We start from the raw sequence: 23691 nt of genomic DNA, 5'->3' as shown, positions 1-23691 counted from the left end.
TTATTGGAGCAGTTTTTATATGGCTAAATATACATCAGAAGAAAAATTACAAGCAGTCCTACGCTACTTAGAAGGCAAAGAAAGTTCACATGAAATTGCTAACTCAATGGGAACAGATCACAAAGCTATTCTTAATTGGGCAAAACAATATGAGTATAACGGCGTAGAAACATTTATAAAACGATATACAAATTATTCGGCACAGTTTAAACTAGACGTACTAAACTATATGATTGAAAACGGTACGTCCTTACTTGAAACGGCAGCTATCTTTCATATAGCTACTCCTTCTACACTTCGTGTTTGGAAAAAACAATTTGAAACAAAAGGATTCGATGCCCTTCAATCAAAGAGAAAGGGGCGTCCATCCATGAAAAAAGAAACAAATAAACAGCCAAAACAAGCACCAGTAGAAGGCTCACCAGAAGCACTTCAAGCAGAAATCAATCGTCTACGTATGGAAAACGAGTATTTAAAAAAGTTGAACGCCTTAGTTCAAGCCAAGAAAAAATCACCAAAGAGGACAAAGTAAAAGTCATCTATGAATTAAGGCATAAATACTCGGTGAAGGCGCTTGTAGCGTTCGCAGAAATTCCACGTAGCACGTACTATGATTTAGTAAAGAAGATGAATCGTCCCGATCCAGATGCCGAGTTAAAGGCCAAAATTCAAGAAATCTATAAGGAACATGAAGGCCGTTATGGCTATCGTCGCCTTCGTGATGAGCTAGCGAATCGTGGGCAAAAAGTGAATCATAAGAAAGTGCAACGCCTGATGAAAGCGCTAAGCTTAAAGTGCATCGTTCGTATGAAAAAATATAAGTCATATAAAGGGACAGTTGGTAAAATTGCGCCTAACATTTTAGATCGCCATTTTACAGCAAAAGCGCCTAATGAGAAATGGGTAACAGATATTACAGAGTTTAAGTTATTTGGTGAAAAGCTTTATTTATCGCCTGTTTTAGACTTATTTAATGGCGAAATTATTACGTATACAATTGGCTCTAGACCTACATATTCATTAGTTTCAGAGATGGTAGAAAAGGCTTTAGAGCGGTTGCCAGAAGAACATCAGCTCCTCCTGCATTCTGATCAAGGCTGGCATTATCAAATGAAACCATATCGCCACGCCCTTCAATCAAGAGGGATTGTGCAGAGTATGTCGCGTAAAGGCAACTGTTACGACAATTCTGTCATGGAGAATTTCTTTGGCATCATGAAGTCGGAATTTCTCTATTTAAAGGAATTTGAAAGTGTCGAGCATTTTAAAAAGGAACTTGAAAACTATATAAACTATTACAACACGAAACGTATGAAGGCAAAATTAAAAATGAGTCCGGTGCAGTACCGAACTCATTTTACCCAAGCTGCCTAAACGAAATAACCGTGTCTAACTTTTAGGGGTCACTTCATATGCGGGGGGTTTTCATTTATCCAAAAAGCGTTGAAAAATACAATACGTATTTTTCAACACTAGCTTGCTTCAAAGCCTTCTTACTTTAATCCTGGATAGCCTTGCTGTCTAAGTGCCTCATAAATGACAATTGCTGCTGTGTTCGATAAATTTAATGAACGAATATGGTTACTTTGTGGAATTCGTAAACACATATCTCTACGCTCATAAGCAAAATCCTTTGGTAAGCCTGTCGTTTCCTTGCCAAACATAAAATAAATATCGCGTTCATGATTGCTAAAATCATGTGTTGTAAATGGCTCGTCACTATATGTTTCTATTAAATACACATCGCCATCCTCACTATAAGCAATAAAATCCTCCAAAGAATCATGGTACACAACATGAACATGCTCCCAATAATCAAGGCCTGCGCGCTTTAGCATTTTATCGTCAGTTGAAAAGCCTAAAGGACGGATTAGATGTAAGCTTGTATTCGTTCCTGCACATGTCCGTGCAATATTTCCTGTATTAGCTGGAATTTCTGGTTGATATAAAACGATATGCAATGGCACAATAAACCCTTCTCTCAATCAATTTCTGTTAATAATGCTAGCCCTTTATCGATTTCTGCTAGCACCTCTGCATCCTGCTCTCGCTCTTTTGCAGCTAATAATTCTTCTTGTACGCCTTGTCCTCCGATTTTTCCAAGAGCCCATGCGGCTGTACCGCGAATAACGGGTCGCTCATCCTTTTTCATTACTTGCAATAGCTCAGGTACTGCTTGCTGCTCTTTAAAATGAGCCAAAGCTAAAATCGCATTGCGCTGAATTGGCTTTTTGCCACGCCACGAGCCAGATACATGTCCAAACCTCGCTTTAAACTCCTTATTTGAAATCGTTAGTAGAGGCTCCAATAATGGCTTTGCCAATTCTGGGTTAGGCATAAACTCCTCATGAATCCAATTAGCCTTACCTTTATTTTTCGGACAGACTGTCTGACATGTATCACATCCATATAAACGATTGCCAATTTTCCCACGAAACTCATCAGGTAAAAACCCTTTCGTTTGTGTTAAAAAAGCAATACAACGCTGCGCATTTAACTGTCCGCCTTCTACTATCGCCCCCGTTGGACAAACATCAATACAAAGCCTGCACTCCCCGCACTCATCCTCCATCGGCTGATCTGGTGCAAATGGGATATTGGTAATGAGCTCTCCTAAATAAACGTAAGAGCCAAACTCTGGTGTAATAATTGAGCAATTTTTCCCGCTCCAGCCAATTCCTGCACGCTCTGCAACTGCGCGGTCGACTAGCTCCCCTGTATCTACCATAGATTTTATTTTTACATCTGGCACATGTTTCCTTAGCCACTCCTCAATTAACTGCAAACGCTCACGCACAGCAACATGATAATCAATTCCCCAAGAAGCTCGACAAAAAATTCCCCGTCGCTCACCTTTTTTTCCTAAAGGAGCATCCTTCATTTTTGAAGGATAGGCAAGCGCGATGGCAATAATGCTCTCCGCTTGGTCTAATAAGCGTAAAGGCTCTGTCCTCTTATCAATATCCTGTTCTTCAAAACCTGACTGATAGCCTAGTTGCTGTTGACGACGCAAACGATTTTTTAATTCGAGAAATGGAGAAGCTGTCGTAAACCCTATTTTATCGACACCAATCGATTTAGCATACAGAATTAACTCTGTCTGTAAATCAGTGACATTCATTTTTCTTTTTCTCTCCTTATTGCTACAATATATATATCAAATTTAATATAGCAGGTGATTTTATGAATATTTCATTGCACGATTCGCTTTCTACATATAATTTAAAAATCGGCATTATTTATTATAACAAAATTGTCGTGTCAGATTCTCCTCAAATGATTAAAGGACGCATACAACTTTATCAGGAAAATTTATTTTTAGAAATGCAGGATATATCTGTAACAGAAAGAGCAGGTATTGCTGAATGGCGAAAGCTTTGGAAGACACTCGGCGCAGACCCAAACCGCTATCGTCATTCAGCCGAAAGCCTAATGCGCCGCATTTCAAAGCAAAATTATTTAACTCCATTCCATTCAGCAGTCGACTTAAATAACTTCTTCTCCTTGCAATATGAAGTACCAATCGGTATTTATGATATAGACAAGCTACAAGGGGATATTGAGGTAGCTCTTGGTAACGAAGAGACTGGCTATGAGGGACTTAATGGCCGCCATAACTCATTAAAAAATATTCTTTATACACATGATAAGCTTGGTCCATTTGGCAGCCCCTTTGTTGACTCTAAGCGCACAGCAGTGACCGAGCAAACAACATCAGCATTACAAATCTTCTATTTGCGCCCTTCGCAATCAGCTGAAGATTGCAAGGAGCTTTTAGCTGCTGCTGGCAAAATGTTTACACAAGTAAACGGTGGCGATTTCACAACAGCTTTACTAACGAATACTTTAAAAAAGGTGGATATAAATGATTTCATTAGCTGAAGCAATTAAATTAAAAAGTGTATTAAACAAAAAAATTCGAGAGCTTTCTATGGAAATTTCTTCTGTCTCACATACAATCGTTGAAAAGGGGGAAGAACCAAAAGCACCTATCCGTACATTGCAGCAAGTAGAAACAGAGCTTGCTGTCGTGCGTAAAGATGCGCGTACACTAGACCGTCTTATTTACCGTGCGAATATTGATAATTTCATAGAGTATAATGGTGAAAAGCTTGCTATAGTCGAAGCCATTGAGCTTGCTACCCAGCTACGGGCTGAAGCCGAGCAGGCTAAGGTACTTGGCATGTCTGAAAAGGAAAGCTTTATGCAAAGTATCGGCGAAACAATTTTATACAATGTTGCTCTTTATGATCCAGCTGCATATCGTACACGTGCGAATGAACTAGAAAAACAGGCACACCGTTTATCGAATGCCATTAATGCAAAAAACTATCAAGTAGAAATTGAATTCGATGATTCAGCCTATTTCTAATCTTGGTGCGGTGAGACTCCAAACCAAGTCGTAACGAGCGTTTTCTCCTTTTAGGATTAACTAAACGAAAAACCAATTACACTTCACCTGTCACTAGATTACTAATTACCAATGACCAACTAGAAGTAATAGGACAGACAAACGCAGAATTGATTTCTAAACGCTCGCTACGAAAAGAAGCTGCCCGTAAGCAATTTGCCTACAGTGCAGCTTCTTTTATTCTTCTACACCTGGCAATACCCTTAACACTTTTGCATCCGCATCGATTATCGCCTCTACTCCTAATGGAAGACCAATATTCGGTCTGCAATGTCCAATTTTAAAGCCAGCTAATACAGGCTTATTTAATGGCTTTAAATAGTGGGAAACAATCTTTAGTAGCTCAGCCTCATCAACACCATTAAAATCACCAATAATATAGCCAGCCGCTTGCTCTAGCTTGCGAGCTAAACGCAATTGATTAAACATACCATCAATGCGGTCAAGCGATTCATGAATATCTTCTAGTATGACAATTTTATTAGAGAAATCTATCTCAAATTTCGTCGCAAGTGTGCTCACTAAGCGATTCAAATTACCACCAATCAATTCGCCACGAGCCACGCCTGAGACAACCGTTTCAAGCTTTGAAATCCGTTCATCATAATGAATTTCAATCGGTGCAAATAATTGCTGAAACATTTTCTCTGACAGCTCATCTAAAATGTCGCTACTCTCACTTAACATCGGTCCGTGGAAAGTAACTAAATTAGCATATTGATTAACAGCTAAATGCAAGCTCGTTACATCAGAGAAACCCCAAATAATTTTAGGGTGCTCCTGCAATAGCTGATAATCGATTTTATCTAGCAATCTTCCAATACCATAGCCACCACGCACACAAAATATAGCCTTAATTTCATCATCCGCTATCATTGCATATAAATCCGCAAGACGTTCCTCATCACTGCCAGCCAAAAACCCTTCATACTCCGCAATCGTCTGTCCTAGTTTATACTTCAACCCTAATTTTTCAAGAAATTCAAGCTTAATCGGTAGCTGCTCCATCTTTAATGGACTACTCAGTGCTAAAACACCTACCGTATCGCCTTGTGTTAATTTTTTTGGCCTAATATTCAAATCTTCCACCTCTTTCAATCAATTGTATTATAACATTGCCAAAGGTATGAGGCATATTTCTTATAAGCAAAATAAAAAACTCCAACCGAAGTTGAAGTTTAGATGATACCTGAGGTGGGACTCGAACCCACACGCCATCGCTGGCATCGGATTTTGAGTCCGACGTGTCTGCCATTCCACCACTCAGGCATTATAGTATTTTTCCAGTATGATAAATCAATTTTCTCATACTTACAAAAGATTTGGAGCGGAAGACGGGGTTCGAACCCGCGACCCCCACCTTGGCAAGGTGGTGTTCTACCACTGAACTACTTCCGCAAAATATTCATTTAAAAAAGAGGAAAAAAAATCCCCAATTTATACTAAATTGGAGGCGGCAACCGGATTTGAACCGGTGATAAAGGTGTTGCAGACCTGTGCCTTACCACTTGGCTATGCCGCCGTAAAATGGAGCGGAAGACGGGGTTCGAACCCGCGACCCCCACCTTGGCAAGGTGGTGTTCTACCACTGAACTACTTCCGCAAATGGCTGGGGTACTAGGATTCGAACCTAGGCATGACGGAATCAAAATCCGTTGCCTTACCGCTTGGCTATACCCCAACAACTTTTATTATTAAATGGGGCGACTGATGGGAATCGAACCCACGAATGTCGGAACCACAATCCGATGCGTTAACCACTTCGCCACAATCGCCATTATATAAAATTTACTTTAGATTATTAATGGGGCGACTGATGGGAATCGAACCCACGAGTGTCGGAACCACAATCCGATGCGTTAACCACTTCGCCACAATCGCCATTATTTATGTTCTGTTCATAACAAAAAAATCTGGCAGGGGCAGTAGGAATCGAACCCACACCAAAGGTTTTGGAGACCTCTATTCTACCGTTGAACTATGCCCCTATTCAGATAAATGGTGGTGGGGGACGGATTCGAACCGCCGAACCCTAAGGAGCGGATTTACAGTCCGCCGCGTTTAGCCACTTCGCTACCCCACCAAGTGGTGCCGGCGATAGGAGTCGAACCCACGACCTACTGATTACAAGTCAGTTGCTCTACCAACTGAGCTACACCGGCATTTAGGAATAAATGGTGGGTCAGGACGGAATCGAACCGCCGACACTTAGAGCTTCAGTCTAATGCTCTACCAACTGAGCTACTGACCCACTTTTTATATTAAAATGGCGGTCCCGACCGGGATCGAACCGGCGATCTCCTGCGTGACAGGCAGGCATGTTAACCGCTACACCACGGGACCTTTTGGTTGCGGGGACAGGATTTGAACCTGTGACCTTCGGGTTATGAGCCCGACGAGCTACCGAACTGCTCCACCCCGCGATAATAATAATGGTGGAGGATGACGGGTTCGAACCGCCGACCCCCTGCTTGTAAGGCAGGTGCTCTCCCAGCTGAGCTAATCCTCCATATTCAATAGTGGTGACCCGTACGGGATTCGAACCCGTGTTACCGCCGTGAAAGGGCGGTGTCTTAACCACTTGACCAACGGGCCAATAAACGTTGTTTAAAGGTTGGCGGAGAGTAAGGGATTTGAACCCTTGAGACAGTGTTAACCGCCTACACGATTTCCAATCGTGCTCCTTCGACCTCTCGGACAACTCTCCAAGAAGATGGCTCCGAAGGCAGGGCTCGAACCTGCGACCAACCGGTTAACAGCCGGTTGCTCTACCACTGAGCTACTTCGGAACAATATCAAGGTTAGCCTAGCGATGTCCTACTCTCACAGGGGGAAGCCCCCAACTACCATCGGCGCTAAAGAGCTTAACTTCCGTGTTCGGTATGGAAACGGGTGTGACCTCTTTGCCATCATCACTAGACTATTTTCAAAGACAAGAATTATTATAACATCTTTTATATTAAAGTCAAGTATGTATCTTCTTGTTCTTTCAAAACTGGATAAATGAACATTGAAACAAGTTTTAATTGTGGTTAAGTCCTCGATCGATTAGTATTCGTCAGCTTCATGTGTCGCCACACTTCCACCTCGAACCTATCTACCTCATCGTCTTTGAGGGATCTTACTTACTTGCGTAATGGGAAATCTCATCTTGAGGGGGGCTTCATGCTTAGATGCTTTCAGCACTTATCCCGTCCATACATAGCTACCCAGCGATGCCGTTGGCACGACAACTGGTACACCAGCGGTATGTCCATCCCGGTCCTCTCGTACTAAGGACAGCTCCTCTCAAATTTCCTACGCCCACGACGGATAGGGACCGAACTGTCTCACGACGTTCTGAACCCAGCTCGCGTACCGCTTTAATGGGCGAACAGCCCAACCCTTGGGACCGACTACAGCCCCAGGATGCGATGAGCCGACATCGAGGTGCCAAACCTCCCCGTCGATGTGGACTCTTGGGGGAGATAAGCCTGTTATCCCCGGGGTAGCTTTTATCCGTTGAGCGATGGCCCTTCCATGCGGAACCACCGGATCACTAAGCCCGTCTTTCGACCCTGCTCGACTTGTAGGTCTCGCAGTCAAGCTCCCTTGTGCCTTTACACTCTACGAATGATTTCCAACCATTCTGAGGGAACCTTTGGGCGCCTCCGTTACCTTTTAGGAGGCGACCGCCCCAGTCAAACTGTCCGCCTGACACTGTCTCCTACCCCGCTAAGGGGCACGGGTTAGAATTTCAATACAACCAGGGTAGTATCCCACCGACGCCTCCTTCGAAGCTGGCGCTCCGAGATCTCTGGCTCCTACCTATCCTGTACAAGTTGTACCAAAATTCAATATCAAGCTACAGTAAAGCTCCACGGGGTCTTTCCGTCCTGTCGCGGGTAACCTGCATCTTCACAGGTACTATAATTTCACCGAGTCTCTCGTTGAGACAGTGCCCAGATCGTTACGCCTTTCGTGCGGGTCGGAACTTACCCGACAAGGAATTTCGCTACCTTAGGACCGTTATAGTTACGGCCGCCGTTTACTGGGGCTTCAATTCATAGCTTCGCTTGCGCTAACCACTCCTCTTAACCTTCCAGCACCGGGCAGGCGTCAGCCCCTATACGTCACCTTACGGTTTTGCAGAGACCTGTGTTTTTGCTAAACAGTCGCCTGGGCCTATTCACTGCGGCTCTCATGCGCTTGCACGCTCAAGAGCACCCCTTCTCCCGAAGTTACGGGGTCATTTTGCCGAGTTCCTTAACGAGAGTTCTCTCGCACACCTTAGGATTCTCTCCTCGACTACCTGTGTCGGTTTGCGGTACGGGTACCTCCCACCTCGCTAGAGGCTTTTCTTGGCAGTGTGAGATCAGGAACTTCGTCCATACGGACTCGTCATCACAGCTTGGCGTTAGAGTGTGCGGATTTGCCTACACACACGCCTTACTGCTTGAACAGAGACAACCAACGCTCTGCTTACCCTACCCTCCTGCGTCCCCCCATTGCTCAAACGGTGGGGAGGTAGTACAGGAATATCAACCTGTTATCCATCGCCTACGCCTATCGGCCTCGGCTTAGGTCCCGACTAACCCTGAGCGGACGAGCCTTCCTCAGGAAACCTTAGTCATACGGTGGACAGGATTCTCACCTGTCTTTCGCTACTCATACCGGCATTCTCACTTCTAAGCGCTCCACCAGTCCTTCCGGTCTGACTTCAACGCACTTAGAACGCTCTCCTACCACTGACATCGTAGATGTCAATCCACAGCTTCGGTGAATCGTTTAGCCCCGATACATTTTCGGCGCAGTGTCACTCGACCAGTGAGCTATTACGCACTCTTTAAATGATGGCTGCTTCTAAGCCAACATCCTGGTTGTCTAAGCAACGCCACATCCTTTTCCACTTAACGATTACTTTGGGACCTTAGCTGGTGGTCTGGGCTGTTTCCCTCTTGACTACGGATCTTATCACTCGCAGTCTGACTCCCGTGTATAAATATCCGGCATTCGGAGTTTGTCTGAATTCGGTAAAGCGAGATGCCCCCCTAGTCCAAACAGTGCTCTACCTCCGGTATTCTCCATCACGAGGCTAGCCCTAAAGCTATTTCGGAGAGAACCAGCTATCTCCAGGTTCGATTGGAATTTCTCCGCTACCCACAGCTCATCCCCGCACTTTTCAACGTACGTGGGTTCGGGCCTCCAGTAAGTGTTACCTTACCTTCACCCTGGCCATGGGTAGATCACCTGGTTTCGGGTCTACGACAACGTACTCCTTCGCCCTATTCAGACTCGCTTTCGCTGCGGCTCCGCTTTCTCAGCTTAACCTTGCACGTTATCGTAACTCGCCGGTTCATTCTACAAAAGGCACGCTATCACCCATTAACGGGCTCTAACTACTTGTAGGCACACGGTTTCAGGTTCTCTTTCACTCCCCTCCCGGGGTGCTTTTCACCTTTCCCTCACGGTACTGGTTCACTATCGGTCACTAGGGAGTATTTAGCCTTGGGAGATGGTCCTCCCGGATTCCGACGGAATTTCACGTGTTCCGCCGTACTCAGGATCCACTCTGGAGGGAATGAACTTTCGACTACAGGGCTTTTACCTGCTCTGGCGGACCTTTCCAAGTCGCTTCATCTACTTCATTCCTTTGTAACTCCGTATAGAGTGTCCTACAACCCCAAAGAGCAAGCTCTTTGGTTTGGGCTTTTCCCGTTTCGCTCGCCGCTACTCAGGGAATCGAATTTTCTTTCTCTTCCTGCAGGTACTTAGATGTTTCAGTTCCCTGCGTCTGTCTTCCATACGCTATGAATTCACGTATGGATACTATGCTATTAAACATAGTGGGTTTCCCCATTCGGAAATCCCCGGATCAAAGCTTACTTACAGCTCCCCGAGGCATATCGGTGTTAGTGCCGTCCTTCATCGACTCCTAGTGCCAAGGCATCCACCGTGCGCCCTTAATAACTTAACCTTCAGCTTTCGATATACATCGCCATCCTGCGTCAGCTACTTTCGCTCATTCAGTCACGTACAGAGGTACGCTCCTTCATTCGCTCAAGCTGCTTCCTTGGCTTGCTCGTATCTCGAAACCTTCATTTTCGGCTTCCAATACACATCGTATGACTGCGTCAGCTTCATTCACTCTGTCAGTCACGTACTTAAGTACGCTCCTTCCATCGTTCAATCGCTTTCTTGTCCTACTCGTGTCTTGAAACCCTCATGTTAGTTACAACTTATCTCATAAAAGAAATAAGATTTAAGAACTTACACGATCAATTACTTGATCTATTTAAAACTTGTTACTTTCAATGTCGTTTTATCCAGTTTTCAAAGAACAAATAGGCTACCTGTATTTGCTTCCTCGCGTATTTGCGAGGAGTAACCGCAGGTGCACAATAAGAAGTATTCATCCATTGATGAACCTTCAAAACTGAACAGCAATCCGTGAATGTTATCTCCGTAGGAGATATTCCGAAAATATCCTTAGAAAGGAGGTGATCCAGCCGCACCTTCCGATACGGCTACCTTGTTACGACTTCACCCCAATCATCTATCCCACCTTCGGCGGCTGGCTCCAAAAGGTTACCTCACCGACTTCGGGTGTTACAAACTCTCGTGGTGTGACGGGCGGTGTGTACAAGGCCCGGGAACGTATTCACCGCGGCATGCTGATCCGCGATTACTAGCGATTCCGGCTTCATGTAGGCGAGTTGCAGCCTACAATCCGAACTGAGAACGGTTTTATCGGATTAGCTCCCCCTCGCGGGTTGGCAACCGGTTGTACCGTCCATTGTAGCACGTGTGTAGCCCAGGTCATAAGGGGCATGATGATTTGACGTCATCCCCACCTTCCTCCGGTTTGTCACCGGCAGTCACCTTAGAGTGCCCAACTGAATGATGGCAACTAAGATCAAGGGTTGCGCTCGTTGCGGGACTTAACCCAACATCTCACGACACGAGCTGACGACAACCATGCACCACCTGTCACCGTTGTCCCCGAAGGGAAAACCATGTCTCCATAGTGGGCAACGGGATGTCAAGACCTGGTAAGGTTCTTCGCGTTGCTTCGAATTAAACCACATGCTCCACCGCTTGTGCGGGCCCCCGTCAATTCCTTTGAGTTTCAGTCTTGCGACCGTACTCCCCAGGCGGAGTGCTTAATGCGTTAGCTGCAGCACTAAGGGGCGGAAACCCCCTAACACTTAGCACTCATCGTTTACGGCGTGGACTACCAGGGTATCTAATCCTGTTTGCTCCCCACGCTTTCGCGCCTCAGCGTCAGTTACAGACCAGAAAGTCGCCTTCGCCACTGGTGTTCCTCCAAATCTCTACGCATTTCACCGCTACACTTGGAATTCCACTTTCCTCTTCTGCACTCAAGTTCCCCAGTTTCCAATGACCTTCCCCGGTTGAGCCGGGGGCTTTCACATCAGACTTAAAAAACCGCCTGCGCGCGCTTTACGCCCAATAATTCCGGACAACGCTTGCCACCTACGTATTACCGCGGCTGCTGGCACGTAGTTAGCCGTGGCTTTCTAATAAGGTACCGTCAAGGTGCCGCCAGTTACTACGGCACTTGTTCTTCCCTTACAACAGAGTTTTACGATCCGAAAACCTTCTTCACTCACGCGGCGTTGCTCCATCAGGCTTTCGCCCATTGTGGAAGATTCCCTACTGCTGCCTCCCGTAGGAGTCTGGGCCGTGTCTCAGTCCCAGTGTGGCCGATCACCCTCTCAGGTCGGCTACGCATCGTTGCCTTGGTGAGCCATTACCTCACCAACTAGCTAATGCGCCGCGGGCCCATCCTGTAGCGATAGCAGAACCATCTTTCAACTTTAAAACATGTGTCTCAAAGTATCATTCGGTATTAGCCCCGGTTTCCCGGAGTTATCCCCATCTACAGGGCAGGTTGCCCACGTGTTACTCACCCGTCCGCCGCTAGCGTTACTTCGGTGCAAGCACCAAAATAACGCCCGCTCGACTTGCATGTATTAGGCACGCCGCCAGCGTTCGTCCTGAGCCAGGATCAAACTCTCCATAAAAAGAATTTGAGTAAGCTCAAATTTGTATCTGTCGCTTCGCTTTCGATACATTAAAACATTTGCTGGCATCTTCATTCGATGTCCAAAATTGTGTTTCATCTATTCAATGAAACTTTATTCATTCACGTCTTGCTTGTTCAGTTTTCAAGGTTCATTCCGTCGTCTTTTGAGGCGACTTCTTTAATTTAACATTTGAGCTTTAGTTTGTCAACATTTTTTTAAAGTTTTTCATTCCTTCAAATCTCAAATGCTATGTCTTAGCGACATATAATATAATACATTATATATTCAAAAGAAGTCAACACTTTTCGCGAAAAATTTTAAATGAATATAATTCTTGTATATAGTGCTTTATAAAATAGTGAGTAACTTCCTATATATAATTTCAAATCAGGTAAAATTTTTTTCTAACCCTACTAACATTTAAGGAGCTGTTCAGAAAGGCAATACCTTTCAGGACAACTCCTCTAGACATCTCTTATATTTTATCTAAGTTATATTTGTTTTTTACAAATTGACGGTCAACCATATAATTGCGATGGAACACTGATTCGCTTTTTGCGGAAGTCGGGTCCACTAAAATATATTCCTTATCTACTAAATATTCTATAAATACTTCTAGCTCTGTAGAATATAAGCAAAGTTCCTCATGTTCATGCAGTTGTTGTATCGTCCACGACGGTTGCGTCAACATTATTTCTAAAATATGCTGGGCCGCATCCTGCGTTCGTGAATTGATTAAAAATTCAATCGCTAAAAATAGTAACTCTAAACGTTTCTCTAAGCTTTCATCACTCATTACTAATTCTTCATATAATTTATAAATGGCTGGCTCAATTTTTTTCACCTGTGACCAAACTGTTACCTCTGGATATAGACCGTTATCAATAATTGACAATCTCCCTAAATGGTGCAACGAATCAACCACATGGCTATAAGAATCTAAATAATTGCCACTCTCGAAAAACTCTTTTCCTTCTAAATAACGACGAATAAGCTTGCTAAATTGAATACCCGTTTTAATTTTCCGTCCAAAAAAAGGAAACTCCTGTAATTCCGACCGAAGCTTATATAAAAATTCATTGCGGTCAAACATAATTTTCCCGAAAAATAACCAATCTACTAATCGTTTATGCGAGCCTACAAACAACCATTTTTTTAAACGTTTCTCCGTTAATATATGCATAACCATTTTTTTATCGCCATACATATAGTGCTTTGTGAATATAGAGGTTTCTTGATTTTTCACAATAATAAGTAGTACGGAATCAAATGTATTTGTAATATTTAGTGCATCTTCTTTTCGATTTATTAAAATAATCCCTAGTGTATCAGGGTGACTCGCCCGTTCTTGATAAATTGGACGTAAAATTTGCTCCATAATACTCCCCCCAAACAATTTATTGTTATCTGTTAATGTTCTTTCGACAACAATTGAAAGAAACCCTTTCAATTTTCCATATTCTCATTCTAAAATAATTTCATTGTATGTTATAGTAATTAGGGAGGCAAATTACTATGAAAAAATATCAAAATAAAATAAATAAAATTCGCTCGTTTGCATTAGCACTAATCTTCATCGGATTTGTTATAATGTACGGTGCTATTTTCTTTAGAGAAAATCAAATTTTAGTCATTATTTTTATGACGCTTGGCTTGCTTTGTATCATTGGAAGTACTGTAGTTTATGGTTGGATTGGATTATTATCAACACGCGCGGTACAAGTCGTTTGCCCTGGATGTGGCAAGCATACAAAAGTATTAGGTCGAGTAGATATGTGTATGTATTGCAACGAGCCATTGACTTTAGACCCTTCATTAGAAGGCAAAGAGTTTGATCAAACATACAATACTAAAAGAAAGTAAAACAGAATCGGCTGTCGGGAAGTTAGGTGGATACCTACACTGCCCAACAGCCATTTATTAATCCCTTAATTTGCAACAAGAACTAATTTAGAAACAATAATGCTATTAATCGCATTCATATATGCTAACGCGCTGGCTTTTAAAATATCTGTATCCGCAGCCTTTGCAATAAACTTTTCACCCTTATGCTCTACAGTAATCTTTACTTTCCCTAAAGCTTCTTGTCCGCGAGATACACTGTTAATATTATACTCAACAAGCTTGACATCAATATTTGTAATGCTTGCAATTGCAGAATAAAGTGCATCAATAGGACCAGAACCAACAGCGCTTGACTTAAACACTTTATCACCTTTCCGTATTTTCACACTAGCTGAAGGAAAGCTTGTGTTGCTAATAACTTGTAAGTCATCGAAGCTGAAAAATTGCTCGCTATAATGTGTTGCATTTATATGATTTGCATCGTGTTTTTCATAATATTCTTCCACAATTACATATAAATCATGGTCATATACTTCTTTTTTAGCATCTGCTAGCTTTAAAAAACCTTCAAAAACACCTTCAAATTCATTTGTCGAAAGACTGGAGAATCCTAATTTTTCGAGTGCATTTTTTACAGCATGTCGACCAGAGCGTGCTGTTAATACCAATTCCATATCCTCTAGCCCAACATCCTCAGGATGAACAATTTCATAGGCATCGCGCGATTTTAATAGGCCATCCTGATGAATACCTGATGAATGAGCGAAAGCATTGTCTCCTGTAATCGCCTTATTTACTTGAACATCCAATCCCATAAAGCTCGATACAAGACGAGATGTATTCATAATTTCTTTGGTCTGAATATTTGTATGCACATCATATACATCGCCCCGTGTTTTAATCGCCATTACGACTTCTTCCAAAGCTGCATTCCCTGCACGTTCACCGATGCCGTTTATCGTACATTCTACTTTATCTGCCCCGTTTTTAATTGCCGCCAAAGTATTTGCCGTTGCCATACCTAAATCATTATGACAATGCACGGATAATAACACTGAATCATCTGTATTTTTCATCCGATAGGCAAGTTTGCCAATCATTTCTCCCCATTGCTCTGGCTCAGCATAGCCTACTGTATCAGGTACATTAATCATTGTCGCGCCAGCCTTCATAACTGCCTCGATTGTTTTCCATAAATATTCAAAATCTGAGCGTGAGGCATCTTCTGTTGAATATTGTACTTGTGGTAGTAACGTTTTTGCATACTTAACAGCATCAATACCAATTTGTAATATTTGATCCTTTGATTTGCTAAACTTTTTCTCAACATGAATATCTGAAGTACCAAGCACCATATGAATCATTGGATTTTCTGCATATTTCACCGCGTTATAAACCGAGTCTATATCTGCTTTAACAGCACGTGCTAATGCTGTAACCATAATATCACTTGTATTTCCCACCTTTTCAGCAACCGCCTTAACAGCATCAAAATCTCCTTGGGAAGATGCTGGGAAACCTGCTTCAATAATATCAACACCTAATTTTTTTAGCTGTTGCGCAATCTCTACTTTTTCAAATAAATTCAATTTTGCCCCCGGTACTTGCTCCCCGTCACGTAATGTCGTGTCAAACACCCAAATTTTTCTGCTCATTTCCAGCACTCCTTCTTCTCATGTATTTTTTGAAAATCAATTACAGCTCGGTTTAATTACTTTCAGTTTTTTCGAGCTTACTCGAAAAACCCTTACTGAATCCATTGTTGATAAAGCATTCAGCTCGTTGCAAAAAACATGGCTGAATTAAAACAAAAAAACCCGTCTCTAATTAAATAGAGACGAGTTTATGCTCGCGGTACCACTCTAGTTGGCTTCCCATTCATGAAAAGCCCGCTTCATCAACAGCTAACACTGTTTATCCCAATAACGGAGGAAACCGATTACCCTTACTATTTGTTCAGGGAATAGCTCATGGACGAGTTCAAAATGTGCGCCTACTGATTTTCACCAACCATCAGCTCTCTAAAAGTACACAATCATTTTTACTATTTCCAATCAATGCTTAAAATTTATTGTTAAATAGCATAGTATATGACTGAAAATAATTTGTCAATAATATTTTGAAAATTTTATTTTTTCGGCATTTTTATAGATTTTTTCATATGCTAACTGTGATTTTTCAGGATTTATCTACGTTTTCCTCTAGATAATCTATAAATTCTAATATCAAAACTAATATACTGCCTTTTAAATTTTTTAGGTGTATAGATATGCCCTTTGAAAATCTTGCTAATAACTATGTTTTCTATGCATAGTAAAAGCGCCCAAGCACTTCTGCTGGGCGCTCTGCTTTATAATGCTTTTTGACCTTGGCTTTGAACACAGTTTGGGCAAGTTCCGTACACTTCCAAACGATGTGAATTCACTGTAAAACCTGTTACATGTGAAGCAAAATGCTCCACTTCGTTTAAGCCTGGGTAATGGAAATCCACAATTTTACCACAAGTTTCACAAATCATATGATAGTGGTCGCCTGTTGCAAAATCAAATCGACTTGCTGCATCTCCATAAGTAAGTTCCTTTACAAGACCTACTTCTCGAAATACGCGCAAATTATTATAAACTGTTGCGACACTCATATTGGGAAACCTATCTTCAAGCGCTTTATATATATCATCTGCCGTCGGGTGATTCATTGACTGAATTAAATACTCTAAAATCGCATGACGTTGTGGAGTAATCCTTACACCAGTAGCCTTTAACGTGTCTAGCGCATTGTTTAAATGCATTTTAGACATCGCCATGCACCTCTTTTCATACATAATTATTAATTTATAATTGTTACAATTAGTGTATCGAATACAACTACACTCTGTCAACAATTGCTTCCCCTAATTAAGTAGAAGTTCATTCAAAAAAGCGAATATTCACATAATATCTCAGCAAACGCTTCTACAAATTATTCCAAAATTTTCTCGTTAGCTTGAGAAAATTGAAGTAGGCACTATTAAATTAATAAAGAAAAAAGAGGCAGTCTTAAGAATTATAACGCAAAAAAATATTTATTCTCATTTAAAAATATTATATTCTCAATTAGGCTTAATAACCACGTAATAAATCGATTTTATTTTCTAAATTACGCTCGCCCTGTAGCCATTTTTTTAAGCTTGGCTCAAAAATTTCAAGAGCCCGTTCTACATAGCGGGATGAGTGACTCGAGAAATGTGGCGAAATCGTTACATTATCCAGCTTCCATAGTTCGCTATCCTTTGGCAATGGCTCCACTTCAAATACATCTAAAACGGCATGCCCTATTAGCTTATTTTGAAGAACGCGTACTAGCTCCGCCTCTTTTACTACATTGCCACGACCAAAATTCATAAAAATTGCATTTTCCTTCATCAACTCAAAATGCTCGTATGTTAATAAATGCTTCGTTTCCTCTGTGCTTGGTAGCATCGAAATAACAATATCCGCCTTTTGCAAATGCGCTTTCAAGTCAAGAATTGCGTATGTTTCATCCATTGATTCAATTGATTTCCCACTGCGATTACAGCCAATTGTGTGCACACCAAAAGCCTGTAAAATGCGCCCGATTTCTGCACCGATTGCTCCAGGGCCGATGATAAGCGCAGTAGAGCCATTTAGCTCTGATAGACTTGTTTTTTTATTCCATTCTCCTTTTTTCTGCTGCTCATAAATAAATGGCAGTCCGCGTTTTAACGCTAAAATATGCGCTAACACGGATTCGGTCATTGGTTTCTTATGAATTCCTCGTACATTTGAAACAAAGATTCCTCGTTCAGCAATTGCTTGTGCAGGCATTTTTTCTACACCAGCAGACGCCACAAAAATCCATTGTAATTTATTTGCTAGTGCAATATTTGCCGCCGTTAAATCCTCTCCATATGTCACAACAATATCCGCCTCTGCCAGCTGTTCCTCACGCAGCTTCGCATCAAACACAAAGTTTACCTCTGGGAATTCAGCTACTAGCGGCTTTTGTAAATCCTCTCTCGGTTCAAACGTAAAATAAACATGCATTACACATTACTCCCTTCACGTAAAAAAGTTAAAACATCCTCAATATGATTTTTAACACGCACTTTGCGCCATTCCTTTACTACCACTCCGTTTTCATCGATTAAAAAAGTGGAGCGCTCTATCCCCATAAATTCACGTCCGTACATTTTTTTCAACACCCATACCCCATATGCTTCTGCAACAGAATGGTCACTATCGACTAATAATGAAAACGGTAAATTATATTTCTCAATAAATTTCGTATGCTTTTTAGCATCATCTGCACTGATCCCTAATATGATTGCATTTAACTCTGAAAAATCTTTGTAGGCATCACGAAAATCACATGCTTCTGTCGTACAGCCTGGTGTCATATCTTTAGGGTAAAAATATAGCACAACATTCTTGCCTAAAAAATCGTTTAAGTGCACAGGCTGTCCCTGTTCATTTTCTAGTGAAAATTGTGGTGCCTGCTTATGTAACAATGTCATCTTTATCCGCTCCTTTTCAGTATATTTGCGCCTTGATTAACTTTGCTCAGAAATTTCATATGCGCAATGTTAACCTTTACTCATTTTCTATCGTACCGAACTATGTCCATCCTTTCAAATTCTTTGGCATGAAATGAAAATTCGGTCTACAATAGAAGTGAATCAAACTATTTGGAGGAATAAAAAATGAGATACGCAAAATCAGAAGCTTTACATGAGGAAGCATTACAATATATCGTGGGTGGCGTTAACAGTCCATCACGTTCTTATAAAGCGGTGGGTGGTGGAGCACCTGTTGCGATGGCATACGGAAAAGGAGCCTATTTTTATGACATAGATGGCAATCGTTATATCGATTATTTAGCAGCATACGGACCTATCGTTACAGGACATGGACATCCACATATTGCAAAAGCAATTGCCCATGCAGCAGAAACAGGCGTGCTTTTCGGTACAGCGACAGAGCACGAAGTAAAGTTTGCGAAAATGCTGAAAGAAGCAATTCCAACATTAGACAAAGTTCGTTTTAACAATTCTGGTACAGAGGCAGTGATGACAACAGTTCGTATTGCTCGTGCCTATACAGGGCGTACAAAAATGATTAAATTTGCAGGCTGTTACCACGGTCATTTTGACCAAGTATTGGTTGCTGCTGGTTCCGGTCCGGCAACATTAGGCTCACCTGACTCAGCAGGGGTTCCCGAAAGTGTTGCGACAGAAGTAATTACAGTTCCATTCAATGACCCAGAGGCATTTAAGCAGGCAATGGTACGGTGGGGTGAGCAAGTAGCTGGTATTTTAATTGAGCCAATCGTTGGTAATTTTGGTATCGTGGAACCAAAGCCTGGATTTTTAGAGCTCGTTCATGAAATAGCACAACAATATGGTGCATTGACTATTCATGATGAAATTATTACTGCATTCCGCTTCCATTATGGCGCAGCACATACGATGCTTGGTCTAACACCAGATTTAGTGGCGCTCGGAAAAGTAATTGGTGGCGGTTTACCAATAGGTGCTTACGGTGGCAAAAAAGAAATTATGGATACAGTTGCGCCATTAGGACCTGCATACCAAGCAGGAACAATGGCTGGGAACCCAGCATCAATGCAAGCAGGCATCGCATGTTTAGAAGTACTAAGACAGCCTGCTATTTACGATAAGATGGACCAGCTAGGGGCTATTTTAGAAAAAGGCATTTTAGAAGCAGCTAAAAAGCATCATGTAACAATTACAGTGAATCGTCTAAAGGGTGCATTAACTATTTACTTTACAAGCGAAAAAGTAGAAAATTATGAACAAGCAGAAATGTCTGATGGTGAAACTTTCGGTCGCTTCTTCAAGCTTATGCTTTCACAAGGCATCAACTTGGCTCCTTCAAAATATGAGGCATGGTTCCTAACTACTGAGCATACAGAAGAAGATATTATTGAAACAATCGCTGCAGTTGATTATGCTTTTTCACAACTATAAATAGGTAAACCGGGGTGTCCGAAAAGTGGTTTAACGTGCCACTTTTCAAATGTTGTTTTATTGAAATGTATCTCATTCAGAAAAACTCTCTAATGTTGAAAACACTCAATTCAACGCCTTTGTATGGACATGAAAGTGAATATGTAAAACCATATTTTCTGTAATCACAGAGTGGGTTTTGACTTTCTGGATAGCCCTGCTTTACTAAAAGAAAAGGGGATCGCTATTATGAAATTCGGTGCTCGAATTTTAAAAACTGGTGTTGCTATTGTTTTCGCGCTGTTTTTAGCTGAATTATTTAATTTGCCATCGCCTGTATTCGCTGGGATTGCTGCTATTTTTGCGATTCAACCATCTATTTACCGCTCTTATTTAACTATTTTAGAGCAGGTACAGGGCAATTTAATTGGCGCTATTGTTGCTGTAGTATTCGGGCTGTTGTTCGGTCATCACTTAGTTGCTATCGGAATCGCAGCAATATTAGTTATCGGGATTACCATGAAGCTAAAGTTAGAAAAATCATTAACACTTGCACTTGTTACAGTTGTAGCTATTATGGAATTTCAGGGGGATGACTTTTTAACCTTCGCACTTATCCGATTTACTACAGTAATGGTTGGTGTTTTTGCAGCATTTATCGTAAATTTAGTTTTCTTACCACCGCGCTACGAAATAAAACTATTTAAAAACATTAATTCTATGCAAGATGATATTATTCGCTGGAGCCGTCTCGCTGTGCGTCAAGCAAGCGAGCATACATCTACAAAAATCGCATTAACAAAATTAAAATCGCGTCTATCGCAAATCGATGTATTGTATGAACTTTATAAAGAGGAACGTAGATATTTAAAAAACCAAAAATATGTCAAGGCACGGAAGCTTGTTGTTTATCGCCAAATGATTACGGCATCTAAAAAAAGCCTAGAATTATTACAACGTCTGCATAAACATGAAAATGAACTATCAAATTTACCTGATGCCTTGCTAATTATTATTCAAGAGCGTGTTGATTTGTTATTAACGTATCACGAGCAGTTATTGTTAAAATTTACTGGTAAATTGCGCGCAGACCATTCTACATGGGTGCGGCAGGAGGAGCATTTACAGCGTACAGAGGTTATGGATTTATTTATTAAACAAATTACGATAGCAAAGGAGTCTGAGAGTGAAGAGGAATTTTCAAGCTACCACCTCCTTTACATTTTATCGCGCATTTTAGATTACGAAGAAAACTTAGAGCATCTTGATAAATTAATTATGTCTTATCGAAACTATCACAGCAAAGAAGCAAATATTGATTTAGAGACAGAGTTTTATTAGAAGGGCGTTTCCCAAGCTGTATAGTTACTGACTTGGGAATGCTCGTGATGGCGTTTATTTAAAGAGTTCATTCTTGGAAAATAGCGCTAAGCTCCCTGTTTTTCATATTTTCAAAGCAAATACAAACAAAAGCGTTCAAAATGCCGGCAACTGCCCGGCTGTTTTGAACGCTCGCTATCTAATTCTTCATCTTCGGGTCTAGGGCATCTCGCAAGCCATCTCCCATTAAATTAAAGCCAATAACAGTAAGCATAATTGCTAAACCAGGGAAGACCATTGCCCACGGTGCATTCAACAGAAAAATACGTGCATCTGCAAGCATTTTGCCCCATTCAGGTTGCGGTGCTTCAGCGCCTAGCCCTAAAAAACCTAATGCTGCCGCTTCGATAATTGCTGTTGCAATAGCTAACGTTCCTTGGACAATAACAGGGGTCATCGAGTTCGGCAAAATATGCCGCCATAAAATACGTGAATTTTTCATTCCAATCGCCTTAGCTGCGTGGATATATTCCTCCTCTTTAATAGATAGCACGCGTGACCGAATTAAACGACCAAAATTCGGTACATTAATAATCGCAATAGCAATTAAAGCATTGCGCAAAGATGGCCCTAAAATCGATACAACTGCAATTGCTAATAAAATACTAGGAAATGCTAGCATAATATCGAAAAGGCGCGAAATAATTGTATCCACCCATCTTCCATAATAGCCCGCAATAATCCCTAAAAAACTCCCCACTGTTGCTGATATAATTACAGCAAAAAAACCAACAGTTAAAGAAATGCGTGCACCATGTAAAATACGTGAAAAAATATCCCGCCCTAAATCGTCTGTACCAAACCAATGCTCAGCCGATGGGGCCAATAAACGTTGTGATAAATTTTGATCATTAATCCCTTGCGGTGCAATGAATGGACCCAAAATTGCTAGAAGGACGAAAAATATGACGATAGCTGTTCCAATTAGCGCCGATTTACTTTTACGAAAACTGCGCCATGCCTCTTTCCAAGGTCCAGCTACCTTATCTTGTTGTACCATAGTAACATTGCTTTTCGATGCAATTTCAGACATATTTTCCCCTCCTCCTAGTTGTATTTAATCCTTGAATCAATCACTGTATACAAAATATCAACGATTAAATTAATCATGATAAATAAAAATGCTACGATTAAAATCCCTGACTGGATAACAGGATAATCACGGTAGCCAATCGCCTCGTAAATATAGCGTCCTATACCTGGCCAACTAAAAATGGTTTCTGTCAAAATTGCCCCACCTAATAGCATCCCTGTTTGGAGTCCGACAATCGTCAGCACTGGAATTAGTGCATTTTTCAATGCATGTTTATAAATAACAACAAACATTTTTTGTCCTTTTGCACGTGCAGTTCGCACAAAATCTGAGCGCATTACTTCTAACATTGAAGCTCTCGTCATACGTGCAATAATAGCAGTCGGAATTGTCGCCAGTGCGGCACCAGGTAAAATTAAATGTTTTAACGATACGACAAATTGATCAAAGCGACCTTGCAACAACGTATCAATTAAATATAAATGCGTAATTGCCGATACAGGATCACGTACTTCCTCTCGCCCGGATGTTGGTAGCCATCCTAAATTAATACTAAAAATCCATTGTTCCATTAAACCTAGCCAGAAAATTGGCATAGATACGCCAATTAGCGCTACAACCATCGCAATATAATCGAACCATGAATTTTGAAACCATGCTGAAATAATCCCTGCATTCATTCCGACAATAACAGCAATAATCATTGCAAAAATAGCAAGCTCAAATGTCGCCGCTAAATAGGGCCATACTTCCGATACAATCTCCTGTCTAGTTCTTAATGATTCACCTAAATCACCTGTTAAAATACCTTTTAAATAATCAAAGTATTGTATGTACCAAGGATTATTTAAACCTAGTTTCTCACGCAATGCTGCAATTGCTTCAGCCGTTGCCTGCTGTCCTAAAATTACTTGGGCTGGGTCACCAGGAATCGCTCGAATAATTAAAAATACAATAAACGTCATTCCAAGAAGAACCGGAATTAAATGCAATAAGCGTTTGCCAATGTAGTGAAGCATGATTCTTC

16 protein-coding genes, 17 tRNA genes, 3 rRNA genes and 1 other annotated feature are annotated in these 23691 nt (G+C 41.5%); of the genes, 6 read left to right on the top strand and 30 right to left on the bottom strand.

Features of this window, described 5'->3' with window-relative positions; translation table 11 throughout:
• Window positions 1-19 precede the first annotated feature (19 nt).
• Window positions 20-1374, top strand: a protein-coding gene (locus MHH70_RS15525; RefSeq protein ID WP_342471680.1) for an IS3 family transposase whose coding sequence is annotated in 2 segments (ribosomal slippage) — window positions 20-473 and window positions 473-1374 — 1356 coding nt in all. Because the reading frame shifts where the segments join, the coding sequence is not laid out codon by codon here.
• A 119-nt stretch (window positions 1375-1493) separates the two neighbouring features.
• Here MHH70_RS15525 and trmL read toward each other — a convergent pair.
• Complete coding sequence (gene trmL / locus MHH70_RS15520) at window positions 1494-1967, bottom strand: tRNA (uridine(34)/cytosine(34)/5-carboxymethylaminomethyluridine(34)-2'-O)-methyltransferase TrmL (protein WP_107943799.1); 474 nt, start codon at window positions 1965-1967, stop codon at window positions 1494-1496.
• A gap of 14 nt (window positions 1968-1981) precedes the next feature.
• Window positions 1982-3121 carry a tRNA epoxyqueuosine(34) reductase QueG gene (queG, locus tag MHH70_RS15515; protein ID WP_342471905.1) on the bottom strand — a complete coding sequence of 380 codons (1140 nt, stop codon included), beginning with the start codon at window positions 3119-3121 and terminating at the stop codon, window positions 1982-1984.
• A 62-nt stretch (window positions 3122-3183) separates the two neighbouring features.
• Between queG and MHH70_RS15510 the strand changes: the two genes are divergently transcribed.
• Entirely contained in the window at window positions 3184-3882 is a 699-nt protein-coding gene (locus MHH70_RS15510) for a phenylalanine--tRNA ligase beta subunit-related protein (protein ID WP_342471904.1), read from the top strand.
• The gene (locus MHH70_RS15505) at window positions 3866-4372 is read left to right on the top strand and encodes a hypothetical protein (protein ID WP_342471903.1); all 507 of its coding nucleotides are present in this window, start codon (window positions 3866-3868) and stop codon (window positions 4370-4372) included. The genes MHH70_RS15510 and MHH70_RS15505 overlap by 17 nt, the downstream gene beginning before the upstream one ends.
• 216 nt (window positions 4373-4588) lie before the next feature.
• Here the strand turns inward: MHH70_RS15505 and MHH70_RS15500 are convergent, their stop codons facing one another.
• The 22 genes from MHH70_RS15500 to MHH70_RS15395 form a co-directional block, all read right to left on the bottom strand.
• Window positions 4589-5491 carry an LD-carboxypeptidase gene (locus MHH70_RS15500; protein ID WP_066167409.1) on the bottom strand — a complete coding sequence of 301 codons (903 nt, stop codon included), beginning with the start codon at window positions 5489-5491 and terminating at the stop codon, window positions 4589-4591.
• 106 nt (window positions 5492-5597) lie between these two features.
• Window positions 5598-5680 (bottom strand) — tRNA-Leu (locus MHH70_RS15495).
• Window positions 5681-5734: 54 nt separating this feature from the next.
• Window positions 5735-5809: transfer RNA gene (locus tag MHH70_RS15490), tRNA-Gly, on the bottom strand.
• Between the two features lie 50 nt (window positions 5810-5859).
• Window positions 5860-5933, bottom strand: a tRNA-Cys gene (locus MHH70_RS15485).
• Window positions 5934-5939: 6 nt separating this feature from the next.
• Window positions 5940-6014 (bottom strand) — tRNA-Gly (locus tag MHH70_RS15480).
• Window positions 6015-6017: 3 nt separating this feature from the next.
• Window positions 6018-6092, bottom strand: a tRNA-Gln gene (locus MHH70_RS15475).
• An 18-nt stretch (window positions 6093-6110) separates the two neighbouring features.
• Window positions 6111-6186, bottom strand: a tRNA-His gene (locus tag MHH70_RS15470).
• 30 nt (window positions 6187-6216) lie between these two features.
• Window positions 6217-6292: transfer RNA gene (locus tag MHH70_RS15465), tRNA-His, on the bottom strand.
• Between the two features lie 33 nt (window positions 6293-6325).
• A tRNA-Trp gene (locus MHH70_RS15460) sits at window positions 6326-6399 on the bottom strand.
• 11 nt (window positions 6400-6410) lie between these two features.
• A tRNA-Tyr gene (locus tag MHH70_RS15455) sits at window positions 6411-6494 on the bottom strand.
• 3 nt (window positions 6495-6497) lie between these two features.
• Window positions 6498-6573 (bottom strand) — tRNA-Thr (locus MHH70_RS15450).
• Between the two features lie 13 nt (window positions 6574-6586).
• Window positions 6587-6662 (bottom strand) — tRNA-Phe (locus MHH70_RS15445).
• 16 nt (window positions 6663-6678) lie between these two features.
• Window positions 6679-6754: transfer RNA gene (locus MHH70_RS15440), tRNA-Asp, on the bottom strand.
• A 3-nt stretch (window positions 6755-6757) separates the two neighbouring features.
• A tRNA-Met gene (locus MHH70_RS15435) sits at window positions 6758-6834 on the bottom strand.
• A gap of 10 nt (window positions 6835-6844) precedes the next feature.
• Window positions 6845-6920: transfer RNA gene (locus MHH70_RS15430), tRNA-Val, on the bottom strand.
• A gap of 11 nt (window positions 6921-6931) precedes the next feature.
• Window positions 6932-7006 (bottom strand) — tRNA-Glu (locus tag MHH70_RS15425).
• Window positions 7007-7026: 20 nt separating this feature from the next.
• Window positions 7027-7118: transfer RNA gene (locus MHH70_RS15420), tRNA-Ser, on the bottom strand.
• 7 nt (window positions 7119-7125) lie between these two features.
• Window positions 7126-7200 (bottom strand) — tRNA-Asn (locus MHH70_RS15415).
• A 15-nt stretch (window positions 7201-7215) separates the two neighbouring features.
• A 5S ribosomal RNA gene (gene rrf, locus MHH70_RS15410) occupies window positions 7216-7331 on the bottom strand.
• A gap of 108 nt (window positions 7332-7439) precedes the next feature.
• Window positions 7440-10367 (bottom strand): 23S ribosomal RNA (locus MHH70_RS15405).
• 516 nt (window positions 10368-10883) lie between these two features.
• Window positions 10884-12438 (bottom strand): 16S ribosomal RNA (locus MHH70_RS15400).
• The 16S, 23S and 5S rRNA genes sit together here with 17 tRNA genes alongside, the layout of an rRNA operon.
• Window positions 12439-12916: 478 nt before the next feature.
• Window positions 12917-13819, bottom strand: a complete 903-nt coding sequence (locus MHH70_RS15395; protein ID WP_066164941.1) for a nucleotidyltransferase-like protein — start codon at window positions 13817-13819, stop codon at window positions 12917-12919.
• Between the two features lie 137 nt (window positions 13820-13956).
• Between MHH70_RS15395 and MHH70_RS15390 the strand changes: the two genes are divergently transcribed.
• Window positions 13957-14304: a YgzB family protein gene (locus tag MHH70_RS15390; RefSeq protein ID WP_066164938.1), complete on the top strand. Its 348-nt coding sequence runs from the start codon at window positions 13957-13959 to the stop codon at window positions 14302-14304.
• Between the two features lie 65 nt (window positions 14305-14369).
• Here MHH70_RS15390 and MHH70_RS15385 read toward each other — a convergent pair whose 3' ends face one another.
• The 4 genes from MHH70_RS15385 to bcp form a co-directional block, all read right to left on the bottom strand.
• Window positions 14370-15941 carry a 2-isopropylmalate synthase gene (locus tag MHH70_RS15385; RefSeq protein ID WP_342471902.1) on the bottom strand — a complete coding sequence of 524 codons (1572 nt, stop codon included), beginning with the start codon at window positions 15939-15941 and terminating at the stop codon, window positions 14370-14372.
• A gap of 175 nt (window positions 15942-16116) precedes the next feature.
• Window positions 16117-16353, bottom strand: a binding site (T-box leader).
• A gap of 283 nt (window positions 16354-16636) precedes the next feature.
• The gene (gene perR, locus MHH70_RS15380) at window positions 16637-17083 is read right to left on the bottom strand and encodes a peroxide-responsive transcriptional repressor PerR (RefSeq protein ID WP_201261968.1); all 447 of its coding nucleotides are present in this window, start codon (window positions 17081-17083) and stop codon (window positions 16637-16639) included.
• Between the two features lie 301 nt (window positions 17084-17384).
• Entirely contained in the window at window positions 17385-18329 is a 945-nt protein-coding gene (locus MHH70_RS15375) for an NAD(P)-dependent oxidoreductase (RefSeq protein WP_342471901.1), read from the bottom strand.
• Window positions 18329-18799: a thioredoxin-dependent thiol peroxidase gene (gene bcp, locus MHH70_RS15370; protein WP_066164926.1), complete on the bottom strand. Its 471-nt coding sequence runs from the start codon at window positions 18797-18799 to the stop codon at window positions 18329-18331. Before bcp ends, MHH70_RS15375 begins: the two co-directional genes overlap by 1 nt.
• 186 nt (window positions 18800-18985) lie before the next feature.
• On the opposite strand from bcp, the gene MHH70_RS15365 reads away from it, so the two are divergent.
• Both MHH70_RS15365 and MHH70_RS15360 read left to right on the top strand, forming a co-directional pair.
• Window positions 18986-20272, top strand: a complete 1287-nt coding sequence (locus MHH70_RS15365) for a glutamate-1-semialdehyde 2,1-aminomutase (RefSeq protein ID WP_342471900.1) — start codon at window positions 18986-18988, stop codon at window positions 20270-20272.
• Between the two features lie 228 nt (window positions 20273-20500).
• Window positions 20501-21592, top strand: coding sequence for an aromatic acid exporter family protein (locus MHH70_RS15360; RefSeq protein WP_066164921.1), 1092 nt, complete (start codon window positions 20501-20503; stop codon window positions 21590-21592).
• A gap of 178 nt (window positions 21593-21770) precedes the next feature.
• Here MHH70_RS15360 and nikC read toward each other — a convergent pair whose 3' ends face one another.
• Both nikC and MHH70_RS15350 read right to left on the bottom strand, forming a co-directional pair.
• Entirely contained in the window at window positions 21771-22664 is an 894-nt protein-coding gene (gene nikC, locus MHH70_RS15355; protein WP_342471899.1) for a nickel transporter permease, read from the bottom strand.
• Window positions 22665-22678: 14 nt separating this feature from the next.
• On the bottom strand, window positions 22679-23683 hold the full coding sequence (locus tag MHH70_RS15350) for an ABC transporter permease (protein ID WP_066164916.1): 1005 nt from the start codon (window positions 23681-23683) through the stop codon (window positions 22679-22681).
• Window positions 23684-23691 lie beyond the last annotated feature (8 nt).

It is taken from the genome of Metasolibacillus sp. FSL H7-0170, from assembly GCF_038593115.1.
In the GTDB taxonomy this organism is placed as follows: Bacteria; Bacillota; Bacilli; order Bacillales_A; family Planococcaceae; genus Metasolibacillus; species Metasolibacillus fluoroglycofenilyticus.
Note: the sequence above shows the minus strand (reverse complement) of the source record. Positions and strands in the feature narration are given on the sequence as shown.

Bases quoted from the DNA above. Each gene is read 5' to 3' on its own strand.
- MHH70_RS15395 (WP_066164941.1), bottom strand. From the start codon at position 13,819: ATGGAGCAAATTTTACGTCCAATTTATCAAGAACGGGCGAGTCACCCT.
- MHH70_RS15360 (WP_066164921.1), top strand. From the start codon at position 20,501: ATGAAATTCGGTGCTCGAATTTTAAAAACTGGTGTTGCTATTGTTTTC.
- bcp (WP_066164926.1), bottom strand. From the start codon at position 18,799: ATGACATTGTTACATAAGCAGGCACCACAATTTTCACTAGAAAATGAA.
- MHH70_RS15510 (WP_342471904.1), top strand. From the start codon at position 3,184: ATGAATATTTCATTGCACGATTCGCTTTCTACATATAATTTAAAAATC.
- MHH70_RS15390 (WP_066164938.1), top strand. From the start codon at position 13,957: ATGAAAAAATATCAAAATAAAATAAATAAAATTCGCTCGTTTGCATTA.
- MHH70_RS15350 (WP_066164916.1), bottom strand. From the start codon at position 23,683: ATGCTTCACTACATTGGCAAACGCTTATTGCATTTAATTCCGGTTCTT.
- MHH70_RS15375 (WP_342471901.1), bottom strand. From the start codon at position 18,329: ATGCATGTTTATTTTACGTTTGAACCGAGAGAGGATTTACAAAAGCCG.
- queG (WP_342471905.1), bottom strand. From the start codon at position 3,121: ATGAATGTCACTGATTTACAGACAGAGTTAATTCTGTATGCTAAATCG.
- MHH70_RS15365 (WP_342471900.1), top strand. From the start codon at position 18,986: ATGAGATACGCAAAATCAGAAGCTTTACATGAGGAAGCATTACAATAT.
- perR (WP_201261968.1), bottom strand. From the start codon at position 17,083: ATGTCTAAAATGCATTTAAACAATGCGCTAGACACGTTAAAGGCTACT.
- nikC (WP_342471899.1), bottom strand. From the start codon at position 22,664: ATGTCTGAAATTGCATCGAAAAGCAATGTTACTATGGTACAACAAGAT.
- MHH70_RS15505 (WP_342471903.1), top strand. From the start codon at position 3,866: ATGATTTCATTAGCTGAAGCAATTAAATTAAAAAGTGTATTAAACAAA.
- MHH70_RS15385 (WP_342471902.1), bottom strand. From the start codon at position 15,941: ATGAGCAGAAAAATTTGGGTGTTTGACACGACATTACGTGACGGGGAG.